Source organism: Microbacterium sp. NPDC091382, assembly GCF_044757025.1.
GTDB lineage: Bacteria > Actinomycetota > Actinomycetes > Actinomycetales > Microbacteriaceae > Microbacterium.
Genome location: NZ_JBIVUD010000002.1, coordinates 527,606 through 545,746, shown reverse-complemented (window position 1 = coordinate 545,746; position 18,141 = coordinate 527,606). Strand labels below are relative to the sequence as shown.

General features: G+C 68.9%; 16 protein-coding genes. 10 read left to right on the top strand and 6 right to left on the bottom strand.

Annotated features, from left to right (window positions below; all coding sequences use genetic code 11):
• Positions 1-16: 16 nt before the first annotated feature.
• Positions 17-838: a polyphosphate--glucose phosphotransferase gene (gene ppgK / locus ACIQLK_RS10115; protein WP_400364631.1), complete on the bottom strand. Its 822-nt coding sequence runs from the start codon at positions 836-838 to the stop codon at positions 17-19.
• Positions 839-929: 91 nt separating this feature from the next.
• Between ppgK and ACIQLK_RS10110 the strand changes: the two genes are divergently transcribed.
• From ACIQLK_RS10110 to ACIQLK_RS10080, 7 genes are all read left to right on the top strand, one after another.
• Positions 930-1,112, top strand: coding sequence for an SPOR domain-containing protein (locus ACIQLK_RS10110; RefSeq protein ID WP_400364629.1), 183 nt, complete (start codon positions 930-932; stop codon positions 1,110-1,112).
• A 78-nt stretch (positions 1,113-1,190) separates the two neighbouring features.
• On the top strand, positions 1,191-2,528 hold the full coding sequence (glnA, locus tag ACIQLK_RS10105; RefSeq protein ID WP_064002148.1) for a type I glutamate--ammonia ligase: 1,338 nt from the start codon (positions 1,191-1,193) through the stop codon (positions 2,526-2,528).
• A gap of 4 nt (positions 2,529-2,532) precedes the next feature.
• The gene (locus ACIQLK_RS10100) at positions 2,533-5,514 is read left to right on the top strand and encodes a bifunctional [glutamine synthetase] adenylyltransferase/[glutamine synthetase]-adenylyl-L-tyrosine phosphorylase (protein WP_400364627.1); all 2,982 of its coding nucleotides are present in this window, start codon (positions 2,533-2,535) and stop codon (positions 5,512-5,514) included.
• Positions 5,515-5,545: 31 nt separating this feature from the next.
• A complete protein-coding gene (locus ACIQLK_RS10095) occupies positions 5,546-6,454 on the top strand; it encodes a DUF808 domain-containing protein (RefSeq protein ID WP_400364626.1) in 909 nt (302 codons plus the stop codon).
• A gap of 49 nt (positions 6,455-6,503) precedes the next feature.
• On the top strand, positions 6,504-6,758 hold the full coding sequence (locus ACIQLK_RS10090) for a hypothetical protein (RefSeq protein WP_400364625.1): 255 nt from the start codon (positions 6,504-6,506) through the stop codon (positions 6,756-6,758).
• Positions 6,755-7,681 carry a glutaminase A gene (glsA, locus tag ACIQLK_RS10085; protein ID WP_400364624.1) on the top strand — a complete coding sequence of 309 codons (927 nt, stop codon included), beginning with the start codon at positions 6,755-6,757 and terminating at the stop codon, positions 7,679-7,681. Before ACIQLK_RS10090 ends, glsA begins: the two co-directional genes overlap by 4 nt.
• 42 nt (positions 7,682-7,723) lie before the next feature.
• Positions 7,724-8,110 carry a GntR family transcriptional regulator gene (locus ACIQLK_RS10080; protein WP_400364623.1) on the top strand — a complete coding sequence of 129 codons (387 nt, stop codon included), beginning with the start codon at positions 7,724-7,726 and terminating at the stop codon, positions 8,108-8,110.
• 57 nt (positions 8,111-8,167) lie between these two features.
• On the opposite strand, the gene glnA (ACIQLK_RS10075) is transcribed toward ACIQLK_RS10080, so the two are convergent.
• Entirely contained in the window at positions 8,168-9,592 is a 1,425-nt protein-coding gene (glnA, locus tag ACIQLK_RS10075; protein ID WP_400364621.1) for a type I glutamate--ammonia ligase, read from the bottom strand.
• A 131-nt stretch (positions 9,593-9,723) separates the two neighbouring features.
• Here glnA (ACIQLK_RS10075) and ACIQLK_RS10070 point away from each other — a divergent pair, with 131 nt between their 5' ends.
• Positions 9,724-10,152, top strand: coding sequence for an RDD family protein (locus tag ACIQLK_RS10070; protein WP_400364620.1), 429 nt, complete (start codon positions 9,724-9,726; stop codon positions 10,150-10,152).
• Positions 10,153-10,158: 6 nt separating this feature from the next.
• On the opposite strand, the gene ACIQLK_RS10065 is transcribed toward ACIQLK_RS10070, so the two are convergent.
• Positions 10,159-10,869 (bottom strand): DUF4191 domain-containing protein, encoded by a 711-nt coding sequence (locus ACIQLK_RS10065; protein WP_400364619.1) that lies wholly within the window; start codon positions 10,867-10,869, stop codon positions 10,159-10,161.
• Positions 10,870-10,985: 116 nt separating this feature from the next.
• On the opposite strand from ACIQLK_RS10065, the gene ACIQLK_RS10060 reads away from it, so the two are divergent.
• Positions 10,986-12,293, top strand: a complete 1,308-nt coding sequence (locus tag ACIQLK_RS10060) for a hypothetical protein (protein ID WP_400364618.1) — start codon at positions 10,986-10,988, stop codon at positions 12,291-12,293.
• Between the two features lie 18 nt (positions 12,294-12,311).
• Here the strand turns inward: ACIQLK_RS10060 and sucB are convergent, their stop codons facing one another.
• From sucB to ACIQLK_RS10045, 3 genes are all read right to left on the bottom strand, one after another.
• A complete protein-coding gene (gene sucB / locus ACIQLK_RS10055) occupies positions 12,312-14,072 on the bottom strand; it encodes a 2-oxoglutarate dehydrogenase, E2 component, dihydrolipoamide succinyltransferase (RefSeq protein WP_400364616.1) in 1,761 nt (586 codons plus the stop codon).
• A gap of 63 nt (positions 14,073-14,135) precedes the next feature.
• Positions 14,136-15,506, bottom strand: coding sequence for a dihydrolipoyl dehydrogenase (gene lpdA, locus ACIQLK_RS10050; protein WP_400364615.1), 1,371 nt, complete (start codon positions 15,504-15,506; stop codon positions 14,136-14,138).
• Positions 15,503-16,975, bottom strand: coding sequence for a leucyl aminopeptidase (locus tag ACIQLK_RS10045; protein WP_400364614.1), 1,473 nt, complete (start codon positions 16,973-16,975; stop codon positions 15,503-15,505). The genes lpdA and ACIQLK_RS10045 overlap by 4 nt, the downstream gene beginning before the upstream one ends.
• A gap of 86 nt (positions 16,976-17,061) precedes the next feature.
• Between ACIQLK_RS10045 and ACIQLK_RS10040 the strand changes: the two genes are divergently transcribed.
• The gene (locus tag ACIQLK_RS10040; protein WP_400364612.1) at positions 17,062-17,991 is read left to right on the top strand and encodes a proteasome assembly chaperone family protein; all 930 of its coding nucleotides are present in this window, start codon (positions 17,062-17,064) and stop codon (positions 17,989-17,991) included.
• The last annotated feature ends 150 nt before the right edge of the window (positions 17,992-18,141 follow it).

The window sequence follows — 18,141 nt, the reverse complement described above, 5'->3', positions numbered from 1 at the left end:
GCCGGCCGTCGGTGCGTCAGCGCGCGGTGGTGCCCGCCAGGTCCTCGCCCTCATCCACCGAGACGCTGGAGTCGTCACCCGCCAATGCCAGTGCGGCTGCTCCGATGATGCCCGCGTTGTTGCGGTGCACGGCGGGAACGATCTCGGTCTTCAGGTCGAGCAGGGGCAGGAACTTGTCCGCGTGTTTGGAGACCCCGCCGCCCACGACGAACAGGTCGGGCGTGAAGAGGAACTCGAGGTGGCTGTAGTACTGCTGCAGGCGGTCAGCCCAGGCATCCCACTCCAGCTCCTCGCGCTCCATGGCCGAATACGCGGCGAAGTGCTCGAAGTCCTTCTTGTGGCCGGGGCGGTGCAGGTGACCGAGCTCCGTGTTCGGGACGAGGACACCCTTGTAGATCATCGCGGTGCCGATGCCGGTGCCGAGCGTGGTCAGGAGGACGAGACCCTCGCGGTCCTTCGCCGCGCCGTACCGCATCTCGGCGACGCCGGCGACGTCCGCGTCGTTGGCGAAGTGGATCTGACGCCCGAGGCCCTTCTCGAAGAACGCTTCGGCTTCGAAACCGATCCAGGTGTCGGCGACGTTGGCGGCCGACAGGGTGCGACCGTTCTTGACGATCGCCGGAAAGGCCACGCCGAGCGGTACGTCGGCGTCGGTGACCTCGAGCTTGTCCAGCACCTCGGTCACGGCCTTCAGCACATCGTCGGGCTCGGCGCCCTTCGGCGTGGGGACCTTGATGCGGTCGGTGAGGAGGGTTCCTTGCGAGAGGTCGACGAGGGCACCCTTGATGCCCGTCCCTCCGATGTCGATTCCGACGGCGGTGGTGGCGGTCCCAGTCATGCCTCCGAGCCTACTGCGCTCCCGGCACGCGGACCGTAGGCCGCTGGCCGCGGGATCCGTAGGATGAACGCCACGAGGCCGAGGAGGACCCATGAGCGACGCGGACAAGTACTGGTACAACCTCAAGACCGGCGAGGTCCAGAAGGGCTTCGAAGTGCCGTCAGCCGATCGAGCCGGCCCCTTCGACACGGCCGAGGAGGCCGCCCGCGCACCCGAGATCATGCGGGAGCGCTCGCGTGCGTGGGCGGCCGAGGACGCGGCCGAAGACGAGTGACGCGGCCCCGCGTCGCGTCACTCGGTCGCGGCGTCGGACCGCTAGTCTGGCAGTCGGCTCGGCACCGGGAAGGATGCGATGGACAAGCAGCGTGACTTCGTTCTGAGGACGATCGAGGAGCGGGGGGTCAAGTTCATCCGGCTGTGGTTCACGGACGTGACCGGAACCCTCAAGTCGGTCGCGATCGCCCCCGCCGAGGTGGAGGGCGCGTTCGCTGAGGGCCTCGGGTTCGACGGCTCCGCGATCGAAGGACTGACCCGGTCGTACGAGTCCGACCTCCTGGCTCACCCCGACCCGTCCACGTTCCAGACCTTGCCGTGGCGCGGCGAGATCGATCCGACGGCGCGCATGTTCTGCGACATCACGACGCCCGACGGGCAGCCGGCCGTCGCCGATCCTCGCAATGTGCTGAAGCGGGCGCTCGCGAAGGCGGGCGACGCGGGCTTCACGTTCTACACGCACCCGGAGATCGAGTTCTACCTGCTGAAGTCGTCGTCCTTCGGACCCGAAGGCCCCGAGCCGGTCGACTCCGCCGGCTACTTCGACAATGTCCCCGGCGGGACGGCGCACGACTTCCGTCGTCGCTCGGTGCGCATGCTCGAGGACCTCGGCATCTCGGTGGAGTTCAGCCACCACGAGGGCGGCCCCGGTCAGAACGAGATCGACCTCCGTTACGCCGACGCCCTGGCCACGGCCGACAACATCATGACGTTCCGCACGGTCGTCAAGGAGGTCGCGATCGAGCAGGGCGTCTACGCGACGTTCATGCCGAAGCCGCTCAGCGGCAAGCCCGGAAGCGGCATGCATACTCACATGTCGCTCTTCGAAGGCGACATGAACGCCTTCTACGAAGAAGGCGCCCAGTATCAGCTGTCGAAGACCGGCCGCCAGTTCATCGCCGGGCTTCTGCGTCACGCGAACGAGATCTCGGCCGTCACGAACCAGTTCGTGAACTCGTACAAGCGCCTCTGGGGCGGCGACGAGGCGCCCAGCTTCATCTGCTGGGGCCACAACAACCGATCCGCGCTGGTCCGTGTGCCGATGTACAAGCCCAACAAGGGGCAGTCGACCCGCGTCGAATACCGGGCACTGGACTCGGCGGCCAACCCGTACCTCGCGTACGCGCTCATGCTGGCCGCCGGTCTCAAGGGCATCGAGGAGGAGTACGAGCTCCCGCCCGAGGCCGAGGACAATGTGTGGTCGCTGACGGATGCCGAGCGCCGGGCCCTCGGCTACGGTCCGCTGCCGTCGAGCCTGGACCACGCCTTGGAGTACATGGAGGAATCCGAGCTCGTCGCAGAGACACTCGGCGAGCAGGTGTTCAACTACGTGCTCCTCAACAAGCGTCGCGAATGGCAGGAGTACCGGTCTCAGGTGACGCCCTTCGAGCTGCAGAAGAACCTCGAGATGCTCTGAGGCGATGGCCTCCATCGAGCGACGGGCGGCGCTCACCGACCTGGCCCGCGCGGGCTTCTCCGACCTCGCGGCGTCCTCTGACGCGCTGGACGAGCTGAGCTCGCTCACCGGCATCGAACGCGATGTCCTCGTGGTCGCTGCGGGGCGGGCGGCAGATCCCGACGGCGCGGTGCAGTCGTGCGTCCGCATCGGTCGACGGGATGCCGCCGCGGTGACGCGCGCCCTCACGGACGCGTCGGACGTCGCCTGGTCCGTCCTCGGCGCATCCGCCGGGCTCGCGGACTTCTTCCTGCGCCACCCGGAGGAATTGTCGCACCTCATCGGAGCCGGGCGGATGCTGCCGTCGGCGCAGTCGATGCGCGAGACCCTCCTCGATGCCGTCGGAGCGGACGCCGACGGGTTCGCTGCCGCATCCGATGAGTCCGCCTGGGTCGCCCTCCGCGTCCGCTACCGCCGCATCGTCGCCCTCATCGCCGCCTACGACCTGTCGGCGGACGATGCGACCGAGGTTCTTCCCGACGTCGCAGCGGCCCTCGCGGACGCCGCGGGCGCCGCACTCGACGCGTCGCTCTGCGCGGCGCGTGCCCGGACCGTCTCGGGGATGTACCCGCGCGAGCAGGTCGCGGCGACGCGACTGTCGGTCATCGGTATGGGCAAGACCGGCGCGCGCGAACTGAACTACGTCAGTGATGTCGACGTCATCTTCGTCGCCGGGACGCACGAGGGCAGTGACCTCACCGAGGGGCGAGCGGTCGACATCGCCACCCGGCTCGCGACCCTCACGATGCGCGGCATCTCGGACGTCGAGATCGAACCGCCCCTGTGGGAGGTGGACCCCAACCTGCGACCCGAGGGCAAGCAGGGCGCCCTCGTCCGCACGCTCGACTCCCATGTGTCGTACTACGCACGATGGGCCAAGAGCTGGGAGTTCCAGGCGCTGCTCAAAGCACGTCCGCTCGCTGGGGACCTGGAGCTGGGGGAGGCGTACTCGGCCGCCGTGCAGCCGCTCGTGTGGACCAGCAGCGCGCGGGAGAACTTCGTCGACAGCGTGCAGCGCATGCGGGAACGGGTGACCGAACACATCCCGGCTGACGAGGTCGCCCGCCAGCTCAAGCTCGGACCGGGCGGCATCCGGGACATCGAGTTCACCGTTCAGCTGCTGCAACTGGTCCACGGCCTGGCCGATGAGGGCATCCGTCAGCGGAGCACGCTCCGCGCTCTCGTCGCCCTGGTCGGTGAGGGGTACATCGGACGGACGGATGCTGCGACCTTCGGTCAGCACTACCGCACCCTCCGCGTCATGGAGCACCGTCTGCAGCTGCGACGGCTGCAGCGGACGCACCTGATGCCGACCTCGTCCGAGGAGCTGCGCGTGCTGGCGCGGGCGACGGGACTGGCGTCGGATGCGGCAGGCATCGCCGCCGTCTGGGAGCGGGTCAAGCTCCAGGTGCGCGAGATCCACATCCGCCTCTTCTACCGGCCGCTCCTGTCGGCAGTGGCCGCGCTCCCGCCCGACGAGCAGGGCGCTCTGTCATCGGCCCAGGCGCACGATCGTCTGGCGGCCATCGGGTTCCGCGATCCCGCGGGGACGCTGCGCCACATCGGTGCGCTGACGAGCGGTCTCAGCCGGAAGGCGACCATCCAGCGGCACCTCATGCCGGTCATGATCCGGTGGTTCGCCGACGGCGTCGACCCGGACTACGGCATGGTCTCGTTCCGCCGGATCAGCGAGCGGCTCGGCGACACCCCGTGGTTCCTGCGGATGCTCCGGGATTCGTCGGGCGCGGCCGAGCGGCTGACCCACGTCCTGTCGGGGTCCCGCTATGCCGCCGATCTCATGGAGTGGATTCCGGAGGCGGCGGCCTGGCTCGACTCGTCGGAGCAGCTGCGTCCGAGGTCCGGCTTCTCGCTGCAGCAAGAGGCACGCGCGATCCAGGCGCGCCACGAGTCGATCGGCGACGCGATGAGGTCGGTCCGTGCGCTCCGCCGCCGGGAGCTGCTCCGGCTCGCTCTGGGCGCACTCCTCGGCGAGCTGACGATCGCCGAACTCGCGCAGGGACTGACGTCGATCAGCGAGGTGGCCATCCAGGCGACGCTCCGGGCGGTGTGGCGTGAGGTCGTCCCGCCCGAGGACGATGCCCTGGACTTCGCCGTCATCGCGATGGGCCGATTCGGCGGGGCGGAGCTCGGGTTCGGCTCGGATGCCGACGTCATGTTCGTCTACGACCCGAACGGCGTCCCGCCGCAGCGGGCACAGGAGCTCGCGCTGAAAATCGTGCAGGGCCTGCGGACGCACTCCGAGGACCAGCGCGCGCCGTTCGACCTGGACGCGGGTCTGCGTCCCGAGGGGCGCAACGGCCCGATGGCGCGGTCGATCGACTCGTACGCGGAGTACTACCGGCGCTGGTCGCTCTCATGGGAGGCGCAGGCATTGCTGCGTGCGCGCGGGGTGGCGGGCAGTATCCGCCTGATCGAGAGATTCATGACCCTGGCGGACGACCTCCGATACCCGCAGAACCCCGATGCCCAGGGACTCCGCGAGATCAAGCGGATCAAAGCGCGCGTCGAGAACGAGCGCCTTCCGCAGGGCGTTGATCGCTCGCGACACCTCAAACTCGGTCCGGGCGGTCTGAGCGACGTCGAATGGCTCGTCCAGCTTGTGCAGTTGGAGCACGCAGCCGGCGTCGAGGGGCTTCGGACGACGTCGACGACCGCTGCCCTGGAGGCGGCTCGGGTGGCCGGATTGATCCCGGATGCCGCTGCGGAACGGCTCTCGCAGGCGTGGTGGCTCGCGAGCCGGCTGCGTTCTGCGAACACGCTGCTCTCCGGGCAGACGAGCGACGTCCTCCCCAGCGATCGCGGAAAGCTCGACGGCATCGGCAGACTTCTGGAGTACGAGCCTCGCTCCGCCACGCAGGTGGAGGAGGATTGGCTCCGGGCGGCGCGTCGGGCACGCCGCGCCTTCGAGAATCTCTTCTACGGCTGATCGCCGCAACAGACCGAAAGGGTCACCATCTATGTCCGTTGGACTGCTGGCCGTCGTCGACGACATCCTGAGCGCCGCCCTCAAGGCGTCCTCCAAAACAGCGGGCGTCGTGATCGACGACGCTGCGGTGACGCCGCAGTACGTGCAGGGCGTGACGCCCGCGCGTGAGCTCCCCATCGTCGCGAAGATCGCCCTCGGGTCGCTCGTCAACAAGTTCCTCATCATCATCCCGATCGCGCTGGTCCTGACGGCCTTCGCGCCGTGGGTCCTGCCGTTCCTCCTCATCATCGGCGGAGCGTTCCTGTGCTTCGAAGGCGCGGAGAAGGTCCTCGAGTGGTTCGGGTTCCATCTGCACGCAGAGGAGGAGGCGGAGCGGGACGAGAAGAAGCTGGTCCTCGGCGCCGTGCGGACGGACTTGATCCTCTCGAGCGAGATCATGCTGATCTCCCTGTCCAACATCGATGAGGGGCTCGACATCTGGACGACGCTCGCGGTCCTCGCCGTCATCGCCCTCCTCATGACGGGCATCGTCTACGGAGCCGTCGCGCTGCTCGTGAAGATCGACGACATCGGGCTCAAGATGGCCAAGAGTCCCGTCAAGCGGGTCCGGCACAACGGCGCCCGCATCGTTCGCTCGATGCCCGCCGTGTTCCGCGGGATCAGCATCCTGGGGACAGTGGCGATGCTCTGGGTGGGTGGTCACCTCGTGCTCCAGAACGTGGCAGAGGCGGGCTGGCACTGGACGGCGGACGTCCTGCACGGCATCGAGCATCTGCTTGAGGCACTCGGCCCGGTGGTCGTCTGGACCGGCGAGACCCTCGTCTCGGCGGTCGTCGGTCTGTTGATCGGTCTGGTCATCGTCGGGGTCATCCTTCTGATCGGCCGGCTGCGTGGCACGGACCACTCGACCGCAGGGCCGGAGTCCTCGCGGGCCCGCTGAGCCTGTCAAGGGGGCCCAGCCCGGCGCGCGGAGCGCGTAGCGTCCACCCATGAGCAGTCATGATGAACGCCCCACGCCCGCCACGGACACGCCTCAGTCCCAGCGAGATCAGGTCGACCAGGACACGGCCTACAGTCCGGGAAGTGAGACCGAGACCCAGCAGAAGCAGGACGAGCAGGTGTCCGACGAGGTCGCCGGCGACGTCGACGAATCACAGGTGCAGGTGGCGCCGGGCACGGGCGGACCGGACGACGTGGGCGAGGTCGAGGTCGACCCCAAGGACATCAACCTGCCCGGCTTTTGACCGGCCTCTCGTCCTACGACCTCGCTGCCCTCGTGGAGAGGGTCCGCGAGCACACCGGCGGTGAGCAGGATCGCAGCATCCCCGCTCTCGCGTCCGCCGATCCCGACCTGGTCGCGATCGCGCTCGTCGGCGTGGACGGCGAGGCCTCGGCATCGGACGACGCCGGCATCGCCTTCAGCCTTCAGTCGGCCGTGAAGCCGTTCCTCTTCGCGCTGGCTCTGGCCGACTCGAACGGTGCTGCGCTCGATCGTGTCGGGATCGAGCCGACGGGCGAGGCCTTCGACGCGATCAAGCTCGAGAGCGGCACGGGACGCCCGCCCAACCCCATGGTCAATGCCGGGGCTCTTCTCACGGCATCCCTCGTCGACGGGGGCGACGTCGCCGGGCGCGACGGTCGGATCCTCCGGGGACTGTCGGCATTCGCGGGCAGGTCGCTCGAGGTCGACGAGGGGATCGCCCGGGATGAGCACCTGCTCGGCGACCGCAATCACGCGCTCGCGCATCTGATGCGCTCCGAGGGGACGCTGAAGGTCACCGCCGATGACGCCGTAGCCGTCTACGCGCGTGCATGTGCGGTACTCGTCGACGCGCAGGCGTTGGCGGTCATGGGCGCGACGCTCGCCAACGGAGGCCGGAACCCGCTGACGGGGGAGCGCGTGATCCCCGCGGCCGTCGCACGCGACGTCGTGTCCGTCATGGCCACGTGCGGCGTCTACGACGGTTCCGGCAGATGGATGCGGGGCGTCGGCATCCCCGCGAAATCCAGCGTGTCCGGCGCCCTGGTCCTCGCGGTGCCCGGCGTCCTGGGGGCCGCGATCATCAGCCCGCGGCTCGACGAGCGCGGGACCAGCGTGCGCGGGCACGCGGCGGCAGGCATCCTCAGCGCGGACTTGGACCTCCACGCATTCGGTAATCTGTGTTGATACATTTACGGTAGGTCGGCGAGCAACGAAGGGACCTCCGGAATGGCAGCAGGAGTGAGTCGGATCAGCATCGACCCCGGGGCGCCGGTGGCGCCGTTCGAACAGATGCGCGCGCAACTCCTGGATCAGATGCGGGCGGGGGAGCTCCCCGCCGGCGCGCGCCTGCCGACGGTGCGGCAGCTCGCTTCCGACCTCGGCGTAGCCCCCGGGACGGTGGCGCGCGCCTACAAGGAACTCGAGGCGATCGGCGCGATCGAAACCCGCGGCCGCAACGGCACCGTCGTGGCCTGGTCGACGGATGCCGGTGAGCGCCGAGTGGAGGAGCTCGCCGCTCAGCTCGTCCGGGTCTCTCTGGAGAACGACGTCTCCGCGGACCGCGTGCGATCGATCGTCGACGCTGCGCTCACCCGCCCGACCGCTGCGGGCTGAGATCACGCGGAAAGGCCCGCCGGCTGACGCCGACGGGCCTTTCCCGAGATCCGGAGATCAGACTCCGAAGTACAGCTCGTACTCGAACGGGTGAGGGCGAGCCGCGATCGGCGTGATCTCGTTCTCGATCTTGTACTCGATCCACGTCTCGATGAGCTCGGGCGTGAAGACGTTGCCGCGGGTGAGGAACTCGTGGTCGGCACGCAGAGCCTCGAGCGAGTCGAGGAGCGAGTTCGGGACCTGCGGGATGTTCTTCGCTTCCTCGGGGGGAAGCTCGTACAGGTCCTTGTCGACCGGCTCGTGCGGCTCGATGCGGTTGATGATGCCGTCGAGACCGGCCATCATCTGCGCCGCGAAGGCGAGGTACGGGTTGCCGGAGGCATCGGGAGCGCGGAACTCGATGCGCTTGGCCTTCGGGTTCGAGCCGGTGATCGGGATGCGGATGGCAGCCGAACGGTTGCCGGCCGAGTAGACCAGGTTGACGGGAGCCTCGTAGCCCTTGACCAGTCGCTTGTACGAGTTGATCGTGGGGTTGGTGAACGCGAGGACCGCGGGAGCGTGCGCCAGCAGACCGCCGATGTACCAGCGAGCCGTGTCCGAGAGCCCGCCGTAGCCCTTCTCGTCGTAGAAGAGGGGCTTGCCGTCGAGCCACAGCGACTGGTGCGTGTGCATGCCGGAGCCGTTGTCGCCGAAGAGCGGCTTGGGCATGAAGGTCGCGACCTTGCCCCACTCCTCGCAGGTGTTCTTGACGATGTACTTGAACTTCAGGATGTCGTCCGCCGAGTGCACCATCGTGTCGAAGCGGTAGTTGATCTCCTGCTGGCCGCCGGTACCCACCTCGTGGTGCGAGCGCTCGAGCACGAAGCCGGCCTCGATCAGGTTGAGGGTGATGTTGTCGCGCAGGTCGGCCGTCTTGTCGACCGGGCTGACCGGGAAGTACCCGCCCTTGTACGGAGTCTTGTTGGCGAGGTTCCCGCCCTCTTCGGCGCGACCGGTGTTCCAGGCGCCTTCCTCGGAGTCGACGGAGTAGAAGCTCGAGTTCTGCTTGACCTCGTAGCGCACGTCGTCGAAGATGTAGAACTCCGCCTCGGGAGCGAAGAACGCCGTGTCGGCGATGCCGGTCGAGGCGAGGTACTTCTCCGCCTTCTTGGCGACCTGGCGCGGGTCCTTGTGGTAGATCTCGCCGGTGCGCGGGTTGTAGATGTCGAAGATCATGACCAGCGTCTTCGCCTCGCGGAACTGGTCCACGTAGGCCGTCGTGACATCCGGGATCAGCTGCATGTCGGACTCGTGGATGTTCGCGAAGCCGCGGATCGAGGAGCCGTCGAAGAGCTGGCCGACCGTGAAGAACTCCTCGTCGACGGTCGAGGCCGGGATGTTGAAGTGCTGCTGGACACCAGGGAGGTCCGTGAAACGGATGTCGAGGAACTTGACGTCCTCGTCCTTGATGAACGCGAGCACCTCGGAAGAATCTTTGAACATGGAGTCTCCAAGATCGGGTGCGATGTCGACGCCCGTCGGATCAGGCGCCCCTCGAACCTATCGGGCAGCAGTTGCCCGGCAGTGTCTCCGATGTTTCGAGGATGTTACGCGGGCGCGATTACGCTGATGTGGTGTCTTCGACTGTGCCCGACTATCCCGGCGAGCGGCTCGGCCGCCCCGCCACCGGCCGTGGCAGCATCGGTCGCCCCGGCCGCCGCATCGGCGCCCTCTTCATCGACTACGCGGCTGCCACGATCCTGGCCACGGCCTTCTTCGGCTACGACCAGTTCGCGTTGCCCGAGAAAGCAGGATGGACTCTCTTCGCGCCGATGATCGTGTTCGCCGCTCTGCAGATCGTCTTCATCCCGACGATCGGCGGCAGCCCCGGGCACCGCATCCTCGGCATGCGGGTCGAACTCGCGCGCGGCGGCTGGCCGGGGCTGTGGCGTCCGATCATCCGCACGGCGTTGCTCGTGATCGTTCTGCCGGCTGTCATCTGGGATGCCGACCAGCGAGGTCTCCACGACAAGGCCGTGGGAACCGTCCTCGTCAGAGGCTGAGAAGGGTCACCGGGGGCGCTGGGCGCGAGCGCGTGCCGGGTCGATGCCCTTGGGGATCGGCAGGGACGTCACAGACTGCGACACCGAGTCGATGCGCTTGACGACAGCGGCGAGCGTGGCACGATCGACTGTCTTGGGGAGCGACTTGATCGTCTTGGCGAGCTTCGAGATGTGGATGTCGCCCTCGTCGTCGCCGACGTAGAGGACCTCGACGTTGATGCCCGAGGCCACACGCGACACCTTCTTGCGCTCGTCGTTGATGAGCCGCGTCAGACGCCCGCGAGCACCCTCGCCGATGATGACGACGCCGCCGCGCCCGACGGCGCGGTAGACGGCGTCCTGCGTGCGCGGGTTGACGCCGACGGGCATCTCCGAGGTCACCCAGCTCCGGCCGAGGCCGGTCGAGAGGACGTGCCCGACGGCGCCCGGCATCCCGTCGAGCTTCCGGTACATGACCCGCGTCGACAGCCGCGTCAGCAGGATCATCGCGAGCAGGACGCCCAGGAGCACCCCGCTGACACCCCACAGGATGATGCTCCAGAGCTGCACGGGCTGAACGATGAACCCGAGACCGACACCGATCGCGATGCCGACGAGCACCGTCCCGGCCAGAGCCCACGGCAGCCAACGGAACTCGTTCTTGGTGAACGTGTAGAGCGAGCGGATCTGCGAGAAGAATCCAGGGCGCTTCTCAGGTGCGGTACTGCGGGATGCCATGGGATCAGCCTACCTTCGCGGCCCGTCGACTTCTTCACACCGTTCGTCGGATGCCGGCTGTCCACGGCGGCGTCGAACCGCAGCCTGGTCGCGTCGTAACGCCGCACGCTGGGGGCATGGACCCGCTGTCACTCGAGACACCGCCCGCCCTTCGTGAACTGACCGACGCGGAAGCGCCGTTCGCCGGTGTCCTGCGCGGCGGGGAGGACCCTGTCGTCTGGGTCGACGCTGCCGAGTTCGGAGCGTCGCCCGCGTGGTCGGCTGTCGACGTCGATCACATCCTCGCGCCACTCGATTCCGCCGGCGCACCCGACGGCGCGAGGGTCATCCTCCCGCATTGCCCCCTCACACTCGACGACGTCGTCCGAGACGTCGCGACGCCTGACGGGGTCCTCGTCACGATCGCCGTCAGCGCGCTGCGCGGTGCAGCCGAAGCCGACCGGTTGGGAGCGGACTCGGGGCGGTGGTGGGTGAGTGCCGACGGAAGACCCGTCCTCGCTCTGACGGGAACGCTGGACTGGCGACGCGACACTGTCGAGCTGCTGGGGCAGGCCATCGCAGCCCGACGAGCCGAGGGCTCATCATCCGTCATCGTGGACGCGGCTGTCGAGCGGGCGGCCGCCGTCATCGGTGACGCGCGGCGGCTGACGCGTGAGCTGGAGGAGCTCGAAGGCGCGCTGTTCGCGGCCGCGGAGCCGGAGCCGCTTCCCACCCATCGCGAGGATGTCGTCGCAGGTGTCCCCAGCCGAACGCGAGCCATGCCGGTGCAAGCGCAGTCGCGCGGATTCGCGGCGACGCTTCGCGATCTTCTGACGCGACTCGTGGATGCCGGTGTGGCGCACCGTGCCAGCGGCGCCGTCGGCGCGGTGGCGTCCGCAGTGCCGCGCGCCCGTCGGCGTTCGGTCCGGGAGTCGTCTCGGCCGGCCCCGCGGCGTCGTCGCGTCCTGCTCGTCGCCGGAGCGGCGGCTACCGCCGTGATCGTCTGCGGAGCGCTCTGGCCGAGCGAGGACGCCGAGACCACGGCGGCGTTGGGAGCTCCGGCATCCGAGTCGCCTGCCACGCCGTCTCCGGCGTCATCGATGTCGGCATCGCCGCCGACGGGGGAGGCGGCCCCGGTCGCGGAACAGCTCCCGACGGGCCAGGACTCCGGTCCGGAAGCCGTCGTCTCGGCCGCGCGGGGTCTGATCGCCGCCGTGGCATCGTGTGCCGACGAGGTCTGCCGTGCCGCTCTCTGGGAGGACGGCTCGACGCCCGGTGAGCTGCCGTCGGCCGAGGGTGACTATTCCGTCCAGGTCGTCGACGAGTACGGGGGCGCGGCGGCGGTCAAAGTCGTGAGCACGGATCTGACACAGGTGCTGGTCATGGTCCGGGTGGACGAGAAATGGCTGGTCCGCGAGGTGTACGACCTCGCGGACCAGCCATGACCGGTCGACCTGGTGGCGTCAGGCGCCGAGCTGGCCCTCGAACTGCGCAGCCTCGAGGCGGGCCTTCATCGCGCTGAGGAAGCGCGCTGCGTCCGCACCGTCGACGACGCGGTGGTCGTACGACAGGGCGAGGTAGACGTAGGAGCGGACGCTGATCGCATCCTTCCCGTCGACCGAGACGACGCCGGGGCGCTTGACGACGACGCCGGTTCCGAGAATCGCAGACTGCGGCAGGAACACGACGGGAGTGTCGAACAGCGCGCCGCGCGAACCGGTGTTCGTCAGCGTGAAGGTGCCGCCGGCGAGCTCATCGGGCTTCAGCTTGTTGTTGCGGGTGCGGTCGGCGAGATCGGCGATCTCGTGGGCGATCTGAGCGATGTTCTTGTCTCCCGCATCGCGGAGGACGGGCGTGAGGAGGCCCCGCTCCGTGTCGACCGCGATCGACAGGTTCTCGCTCGCCGGGTAGACGATCTGGTCGCCGTCGACGGTCGAGTTGATGATCGGGAACGTCTTCAGAGCCTCGGCGGCGGCCAGGGCGAAGAACGGCAGGAACGAGAGCTTGTCGCCCGTCTTCTCGAGGAACGACGCCTTCACGGAATCGCGGTAGTTCGCGAGCTTGGTGACATCGACCTCGACCACCGTGGTCAGCTGGGCGGTCTGCTGCATCGACTCCACGGCGCGGCTGGCGAGCACCTTGCGCAGGCGCGACATCGGCTGCGTCGTGCCGCGGAGCGGCGAGACCTCGACGGCGGCAGGCGCCTGTGCTGCGGCGGGCGCGGCGTCGGTCTTCGGGGCCTCAGCCGCCTTCAGGACGTCCTCCTTGCGGATGCGTCCGCCGACGCCACTGCCGGTGATCGTCGAGAGGTCCACACCGTGCTGCTGAGCGAGCTTGCGGACGAGTGGGGTGACGTAGGTGACGCCGTCCTCGGCGGGCGCGGGCTGAGGAGCGTCTGCCTTGGGCTCCTCGGCCTTCGGGGCTTCTGCCCTGGGCTCCTCGGCCTTCGGGGCTTCTGCCTTGGGCTCCTCGGCCTTCGGGGCTTCTGCCTTGGGCTCCTCGGCCTTCGGGGCCTCTGCCTTGGGCTCCTCGGCCTTGGGGGCTGCGGGCTCGCCGGCCTTCTCCTCGGCGGGTGCCGCGGGGGCCGACTCGGCGGGCGCAGCCGCAGCACCGGAGCCGACACGAGCGAGTACAGCGCCTACCTCGACGGTCTCGTCCTCCTGGACGAGGATCTCGGTCAGGGTGCCGGCGATGGGAGAGGGGATCTCGGTGTCGACCTTGTCGGTCGAGATCTCGAGCAGAGGCTCGTCGACGGCTACGTCATCGCCGACCTGCTTCAGCCAGCGGGTGACGGTGCCCTCGGTGACGCTCTCGCCCAGCTCGGGCAGGACGACGTCCTTCGCGTCGCCGGAGGCGGCGGGTGCGGATGCCGGCGCGGACTCAGCCGGAGTCTCGTCCTGCGTGGGCGCCTCGGCCGCGGGCTGCTCGGCGGGTGCCGACTCCTCGGGTGCGGATTCGTCTGCTGCCGATTCGGCGGGGGCAGAGGATCCGTCCCCGATCTTGGCCAGGACGGCGCCGATCTCGACGGTCTCGTCCTCGTCGACGAGGATCTCCTCGATGACGCCGCTGACGGGCGAGGGGATTTCGGTGTCGACCTTGTCGGTCGAGATCTCGAGGAGACCTTCGTCGGCCTGGACCGAATCACCGACCTTCTTGAGCCAGCGGGTGACCGTTCCCTCAGTGACGCTCTCACCGAGCGCGGGGAGGACCACGGATGTGCTCATGACTGTGTCTCCTTCAAGAAAAAGCGATGTGCTGTCTAGCTTAGTGTCGCGAGTGCGACGGGGTCAGATGGTATGGAGGGGCTTGCCCGCGAGAGCGAGGAAAGCCTCGCCGAGGGCTTCGCTCTGAGTGGGGTGCGCGTGAACGAACGGAGCGATGTCCTCCGGGTGGGCTTCCCACCCGATCGCGAGCTGTCCCTCGGTGATGAGCTCGCCCACGCGATCGCCGACGAGGTGGACGCCGACGACGGGGCCGTCTGTGATCCGGACGACCTTGGCGAACCCTGACGTCCCGAGGATCTCGCTCTTCGCATTGCCGGCGAGGTTGAACTCGAACGCGGTGACACGGTCGCCGTGTGCGGCTCGAGCCTGCTCCTCGGTCAAGCCCACTGAGGCGACCTCGGGGTGCGAATACGAGACGCGCGGAATGGTCGTCTCCGGAATCGGAACGGGGGAGAGCCCGGCGATGCGCTCCGCGACGAAGATCCCCTGCTGGAAGCTGCGGTGGGCGAGCTGCAGACCGGCGACGATGTCGCCGACGGCCCAGACGTGCGGGACCGTGGTCTTCAGGTCGGCGTCGACGGTCACGAAACCGCGATCGAGCGACACGCCGGCCTCGTCCAGTCCCAGTCCCTCGGTGACGGGGCCGCGCCCGACGGCGACGAGGACGTAATCGGCGTCCACGACCCGGCCGTCCGAGAGCGACACCGAGACGCCGTCTTCTCGCGGCGTGACACCGTCGCACCGGGTCGACAGGGCGGTCTGGATGCCGCGCTTGCGGTACGCGCGCTCGAGGGCTTTGCTCGAGACCGCTTCCTCCGCGGGGAGGAGGCGGTCCAGGGCCTCGACGATCAGGACCTCGGTGCCGAGCGAGCGCCATGCGCTGGCGAATTCGACGCCGATGACGCCGCCGCCGAGGATGACGACGGATGACGGCACCTCATCGAGGGCGAGCGCGGTTTCGCTCGTGAGGATACGGCCGCCGGGCTCGATCCCCGGGACGGAGCGCGTCCGCGAGCCCGTCGCCAGGATGACGTCGGCCCCGGCGTACTCATCGTCGCCCACCCGGACCGTCCGCTCGGAGGCGAGACGGCCCGCGCCGGTCACGACGGTGATGCCGCGGGTGGATAGGAGGCTCTGCAGGCCGCGATACTTCTTCGCCACGATGCCTTCCCGGTACGCGGTCATGCGCCCGGTGTCGAAACCCGACAGACTCGCGTCGACACCCACGGACGCAGCCTCGCGCACGTGGTCCGCGATCTCGGCCGTGTGGAGCAGTGCCTTGGTCGGGACGCAGCCGCGGTGCAGGCAGGTCCCGCCGACCTTGTCCTTCTCGATGAGGGCGACGGTCTTGCCGAGCTCACTGGCTCGGATCGCTGCGGCGTACCCGCCACTGCCGCCGCCCAGGACCACCAGGTCGAACTCGTGACGCGTCATCGCGATTCCGCCTCGAGGAAGGCGAGAAGCGATCGGACCGTCGCCGCCGTCGGGCCCTTGTCGGTCGGGCCGAACGGCGACGCCTTGTTCTCGCCGCTGCCGGCGATGTCGAGGTGGATCCACGGGATGCGGGGGGCCTCGGCATCCTCCGACCTCCGTCCGACGAACCGGCGGAGGAACAGGCCCGCGAACATCGTGCCGCCCGCAGGATCGCCGACCTTGGCGTTGCGAATGTCGGCGATGGGGGAGTCGAGCTCGTCCTCCATGTGCTCGGGAAGCGGCAGCTGCCAGGCGGCTTCGCCGACGGATGCGGCGGCCTCGAGGTACCGCGCGACGGTGTCGTCGTCGCCCATCACGCCGGTGTGGCGGTTGCCGAGGGCGACGATGACGGCACCGGTCAGGGTGGCGACATCGACGATGACGTCGGGCCGGGTGCGGCTCGCCGCAACCAGCCCGTCGGCCATGACGAGGCGACCCTCGGCATCCGTGTTGAGGACTTCGACGGTCGTGCCGTCGAGCATCCGGAGCACGTCGCCAGGGCGGGTCGCGCGGCCTGAGGGCATGTTGTCGGCGATGCAGAGCCAGGCGGAGACCGCGATGGGCAGTTCTCGCTGAGCGGCGGCGCGCACGACCGCGAGGGCGGTCGCCGCCCCCGCCATGTCGAACTTCATACCGACCATGGATGCCGGCGGCTTCAGCGAGAGCCCGCCGGTGTCGAAGGTGATCCCCTTGCCGACGATCGCGACGTGGCGCGTGGCCTCGGTGGGAGAGTAGGTGAGGCGCACGAGGCGGGGCGGGCGGTCCGAGCCCTGGCCGACACCGAGGATGCCGCCGAAGCCCTGGGACTCGAGCTCGGACTCATCGAGGACCTCGACGTCGATGGGGAGACCTGCGACGGCCTCGATCGCGCGCTCCGCGAGATCGGCCGGGCCGAGCCACTCGGCGGGGATGTTGACGAGGTCCTTCACCAGGGCCACCGCCGAGCCGGTGATCTGGACGGCGTCGACGTCGGCCGCATCGACGTCGGCCGCCAGGTGCAGGCTCACTTGAGCAGCGCGGGTCTTGCCGGGTTCGCCCGACTTGTACCCCTCGAAGCGGTATCCGCCGAGGATCGCGCCCTCGGCGGCTGACCGCCAGTGCTCCTCGGCATGGGGGACAGCGACGGCGAGCCGGGCGAATCCCGTCGTCGTTCGGACGGCGGCACCGACGGCATCCCGGATCGCATCGGCCGACGGAGCGGCTCCGGTGCCCACGACGAACAGCGGGAGCTCAGTGGATGCCGGGGCGAAGACCCGCACCGTGGTGCCGGCGGCGCCGGTGTACCCCACGCCGCGCAGGACGTCCTCGACGCCGGGCCAGTCGGAGAGCACCGTCGTCGCCTCATCGAGCGGCGGGAGGGCCAGGACGATCGCGTCGGCGCCGCCGTCGCGTGCAGGAGAAGTGGACACGGTCAGCTCGGGGTACGGCATGCTCCCCATCCTATGGAGGGCGGCGTTCGCTCAGAGCGGGACGCCGGGCGCGCCGACCCCTTCGGGGCTGCTTCTACAGTGGAGGGATGCCCCTGTCTGGTCCCCTGTACGAGCGCACCACGACCGCGCCGCCGGTTCCGGCGGGCCTGCCGCTGGTGGTGGCGTTGACCGGCTTCACCGATGCCGGCTCCGCAGTCACGCGCGTCGTCGATCACCTGCACGCCGAGCACGACCCGCAGCCGGTGGTCACGTTCAACCCCGATGTCCTCTTCGACTACCGCGCCCGCCGTCCCACCATCACCTTCGACGGCGACCACCTCACGGACTACCAGGCTCCTCGCCTCGACCTCGCCCTCGTCCACGACGCGCTCGGTCAGCCCTTCGTCCTCCTCTCGGGCTACGAGCCGGATTTCGCGTGGGAGGCGTTCGTGGACACCGTCGTCGGTCTGGCAGAGGGACTCCAGGTCCGTTCGGCGACGTGGTTCCACGCCATTCCGATGCCCGTGCCCCACACCCGTCCGCTGGGGACGACGGTGAGCGGCAACCGCAGCGAGCTGACCGAGGCGCATTCGGTGTGGAAGCCGCGCACGCAGGTGCCCTCGACCGCCGGCCACCTGCTCGAGTACCGGTTGTCGGATGCCGGTGTGTCGGTCTCCGGCTTCGCTCTGCTCATCCCGCACTACCTGGCGGAGACCGACTTCCCCGCGGCGGCCATCGCCGCCTTGGACAGCGTCTCGATCGCCACGGGGCTCGTCTTCGACAGCGACACGCTGCGCGACGAGAACCGTGAGTACCTGGAGAAGGTCGACGACCAGGTGTCCGCGAGCGACGAGCTGACCACGATGCTGCACAACCTCGAGACGCGTTATGACGCGTACATGGCCGGAGCGACCCAGGCGCAGCCCATCATCCACACCGGGGACCTACCGTCGGCCGACGAACTGGCGGCGGAGCTCGAGCGCTTCCTCGCCAACAGGCCCTCTGGAGACGATGATCGTCGTCCAGGTCTCGGCTGACTCAGCTTCTCGTCGTCGCCCGTCGGTCCCCGTCGCGGGGGAATGCCCATACGGTTTTCGGTGTTGACACCGGTACGTCCTTCATGCATCCGACACGTATGAGAGAATGGACGAAATGACCCGTTGCCCGGTCCCGAAGAACGCCCTCGC

Bases quoted from the DNA above. Each gene is read 5' to 3' on its own strand.
- ppgK (WP_400364631.1), bottom strand. From the start codon at position 838: ATGACTGGGACCGCCACCACCGCCGTCGGAATCGACATCGGAGGGACG.
- ACIQLK_RS10110 (WP_400364629.1), top strand. From the start codon at position 930: ATGAGCGACGCGGACAAGTACTGGTACAACCTCAAGACCGGCGAGGTC.
- glnA (WP_064002148.1), top strand. From the start codon at position 1,191: ATGGACAAGCAGCGTGACTTCGTTCTGAGGACGATCGAGGAGCGGGGG.
- ACIQLK_RS10100 (WP_400364627.1), top strand. From the start codon at position 2,533: ATGGCCTCCATCGAGCGACGGGCGGCGCTCACCGACCTGGCCCGCGCG.
- ACIQLK_RS10095 (WP_400364626.1), top strand. From the start codon at position 5,546: ATGTCCGTTGGACTGCTGGCCGTCGTCGACGACATCCTGAGCGCCGCC.
- ACIQLK_RS10090 (WP_400364625.1), top strand. From the start codon at position 6,504: ATGAGCAGTCATGATGAACGCCCCACGCCCGCCACGGACACGCCTCAG.
- ACIQLK_RS10080 (WP_400364623.1), top strand. From the start codon at position 7,724: ATGGCAGCAGGAGTGAGTCGGATCAGCATCGACCCCGGGGCGCCGGTG.
- glnA (WP_400364621.1), bottom strand. From the start codon at position 9,592: ATGTTCAAAGATTCTTCCGAGGTGCTCGCGTTCATCAAGGACGAGGAC.
- ACIQLK_RS10065 (WP_400364619.1), bottom strand. From the start codon at position 10,869: ATGGCATCCCGCAGTACCGCACCTGAGAAGCGCCCTGGATTCTTCTCG.
- ACIQLK_RS10060 (WP_400364618.1), top strand. From the start codon at position 10,986: ATGGACCCGCTGTCACTCGAGACACCGCCCGCCCTTCGTGAACTGACC.
- sucB (WP_400364616.1), bottom strand. From the start codon at position 14,072: ATGAGCACATCCGTGGTCCTCCCCGCGCTCGGTGAGAGCGTCACTGAG.
- lpdA (WP_400364615.1), bottom strand. From the start codon at position 15,506: ATGACGCGTCACGAGTTCGACCTGGTGGTCCTGGGCGGCGGCAGTGGC.
- ACIQLK_RS10045 (WP_400364614.1), bottom strand. From the start codon at position 16,975: ATGCCGTACCCCGAGCTGACCGTGTCCACTTCTCCTGCACGCGACGGC.
- ACIQLK_RS10040 (WP_400364612.1), top strand. From the start codon at position 17,062: ATGCCCCTGTCTGGTCCCCTGTACGAGCGCACCACGACCGCGCCGCCG.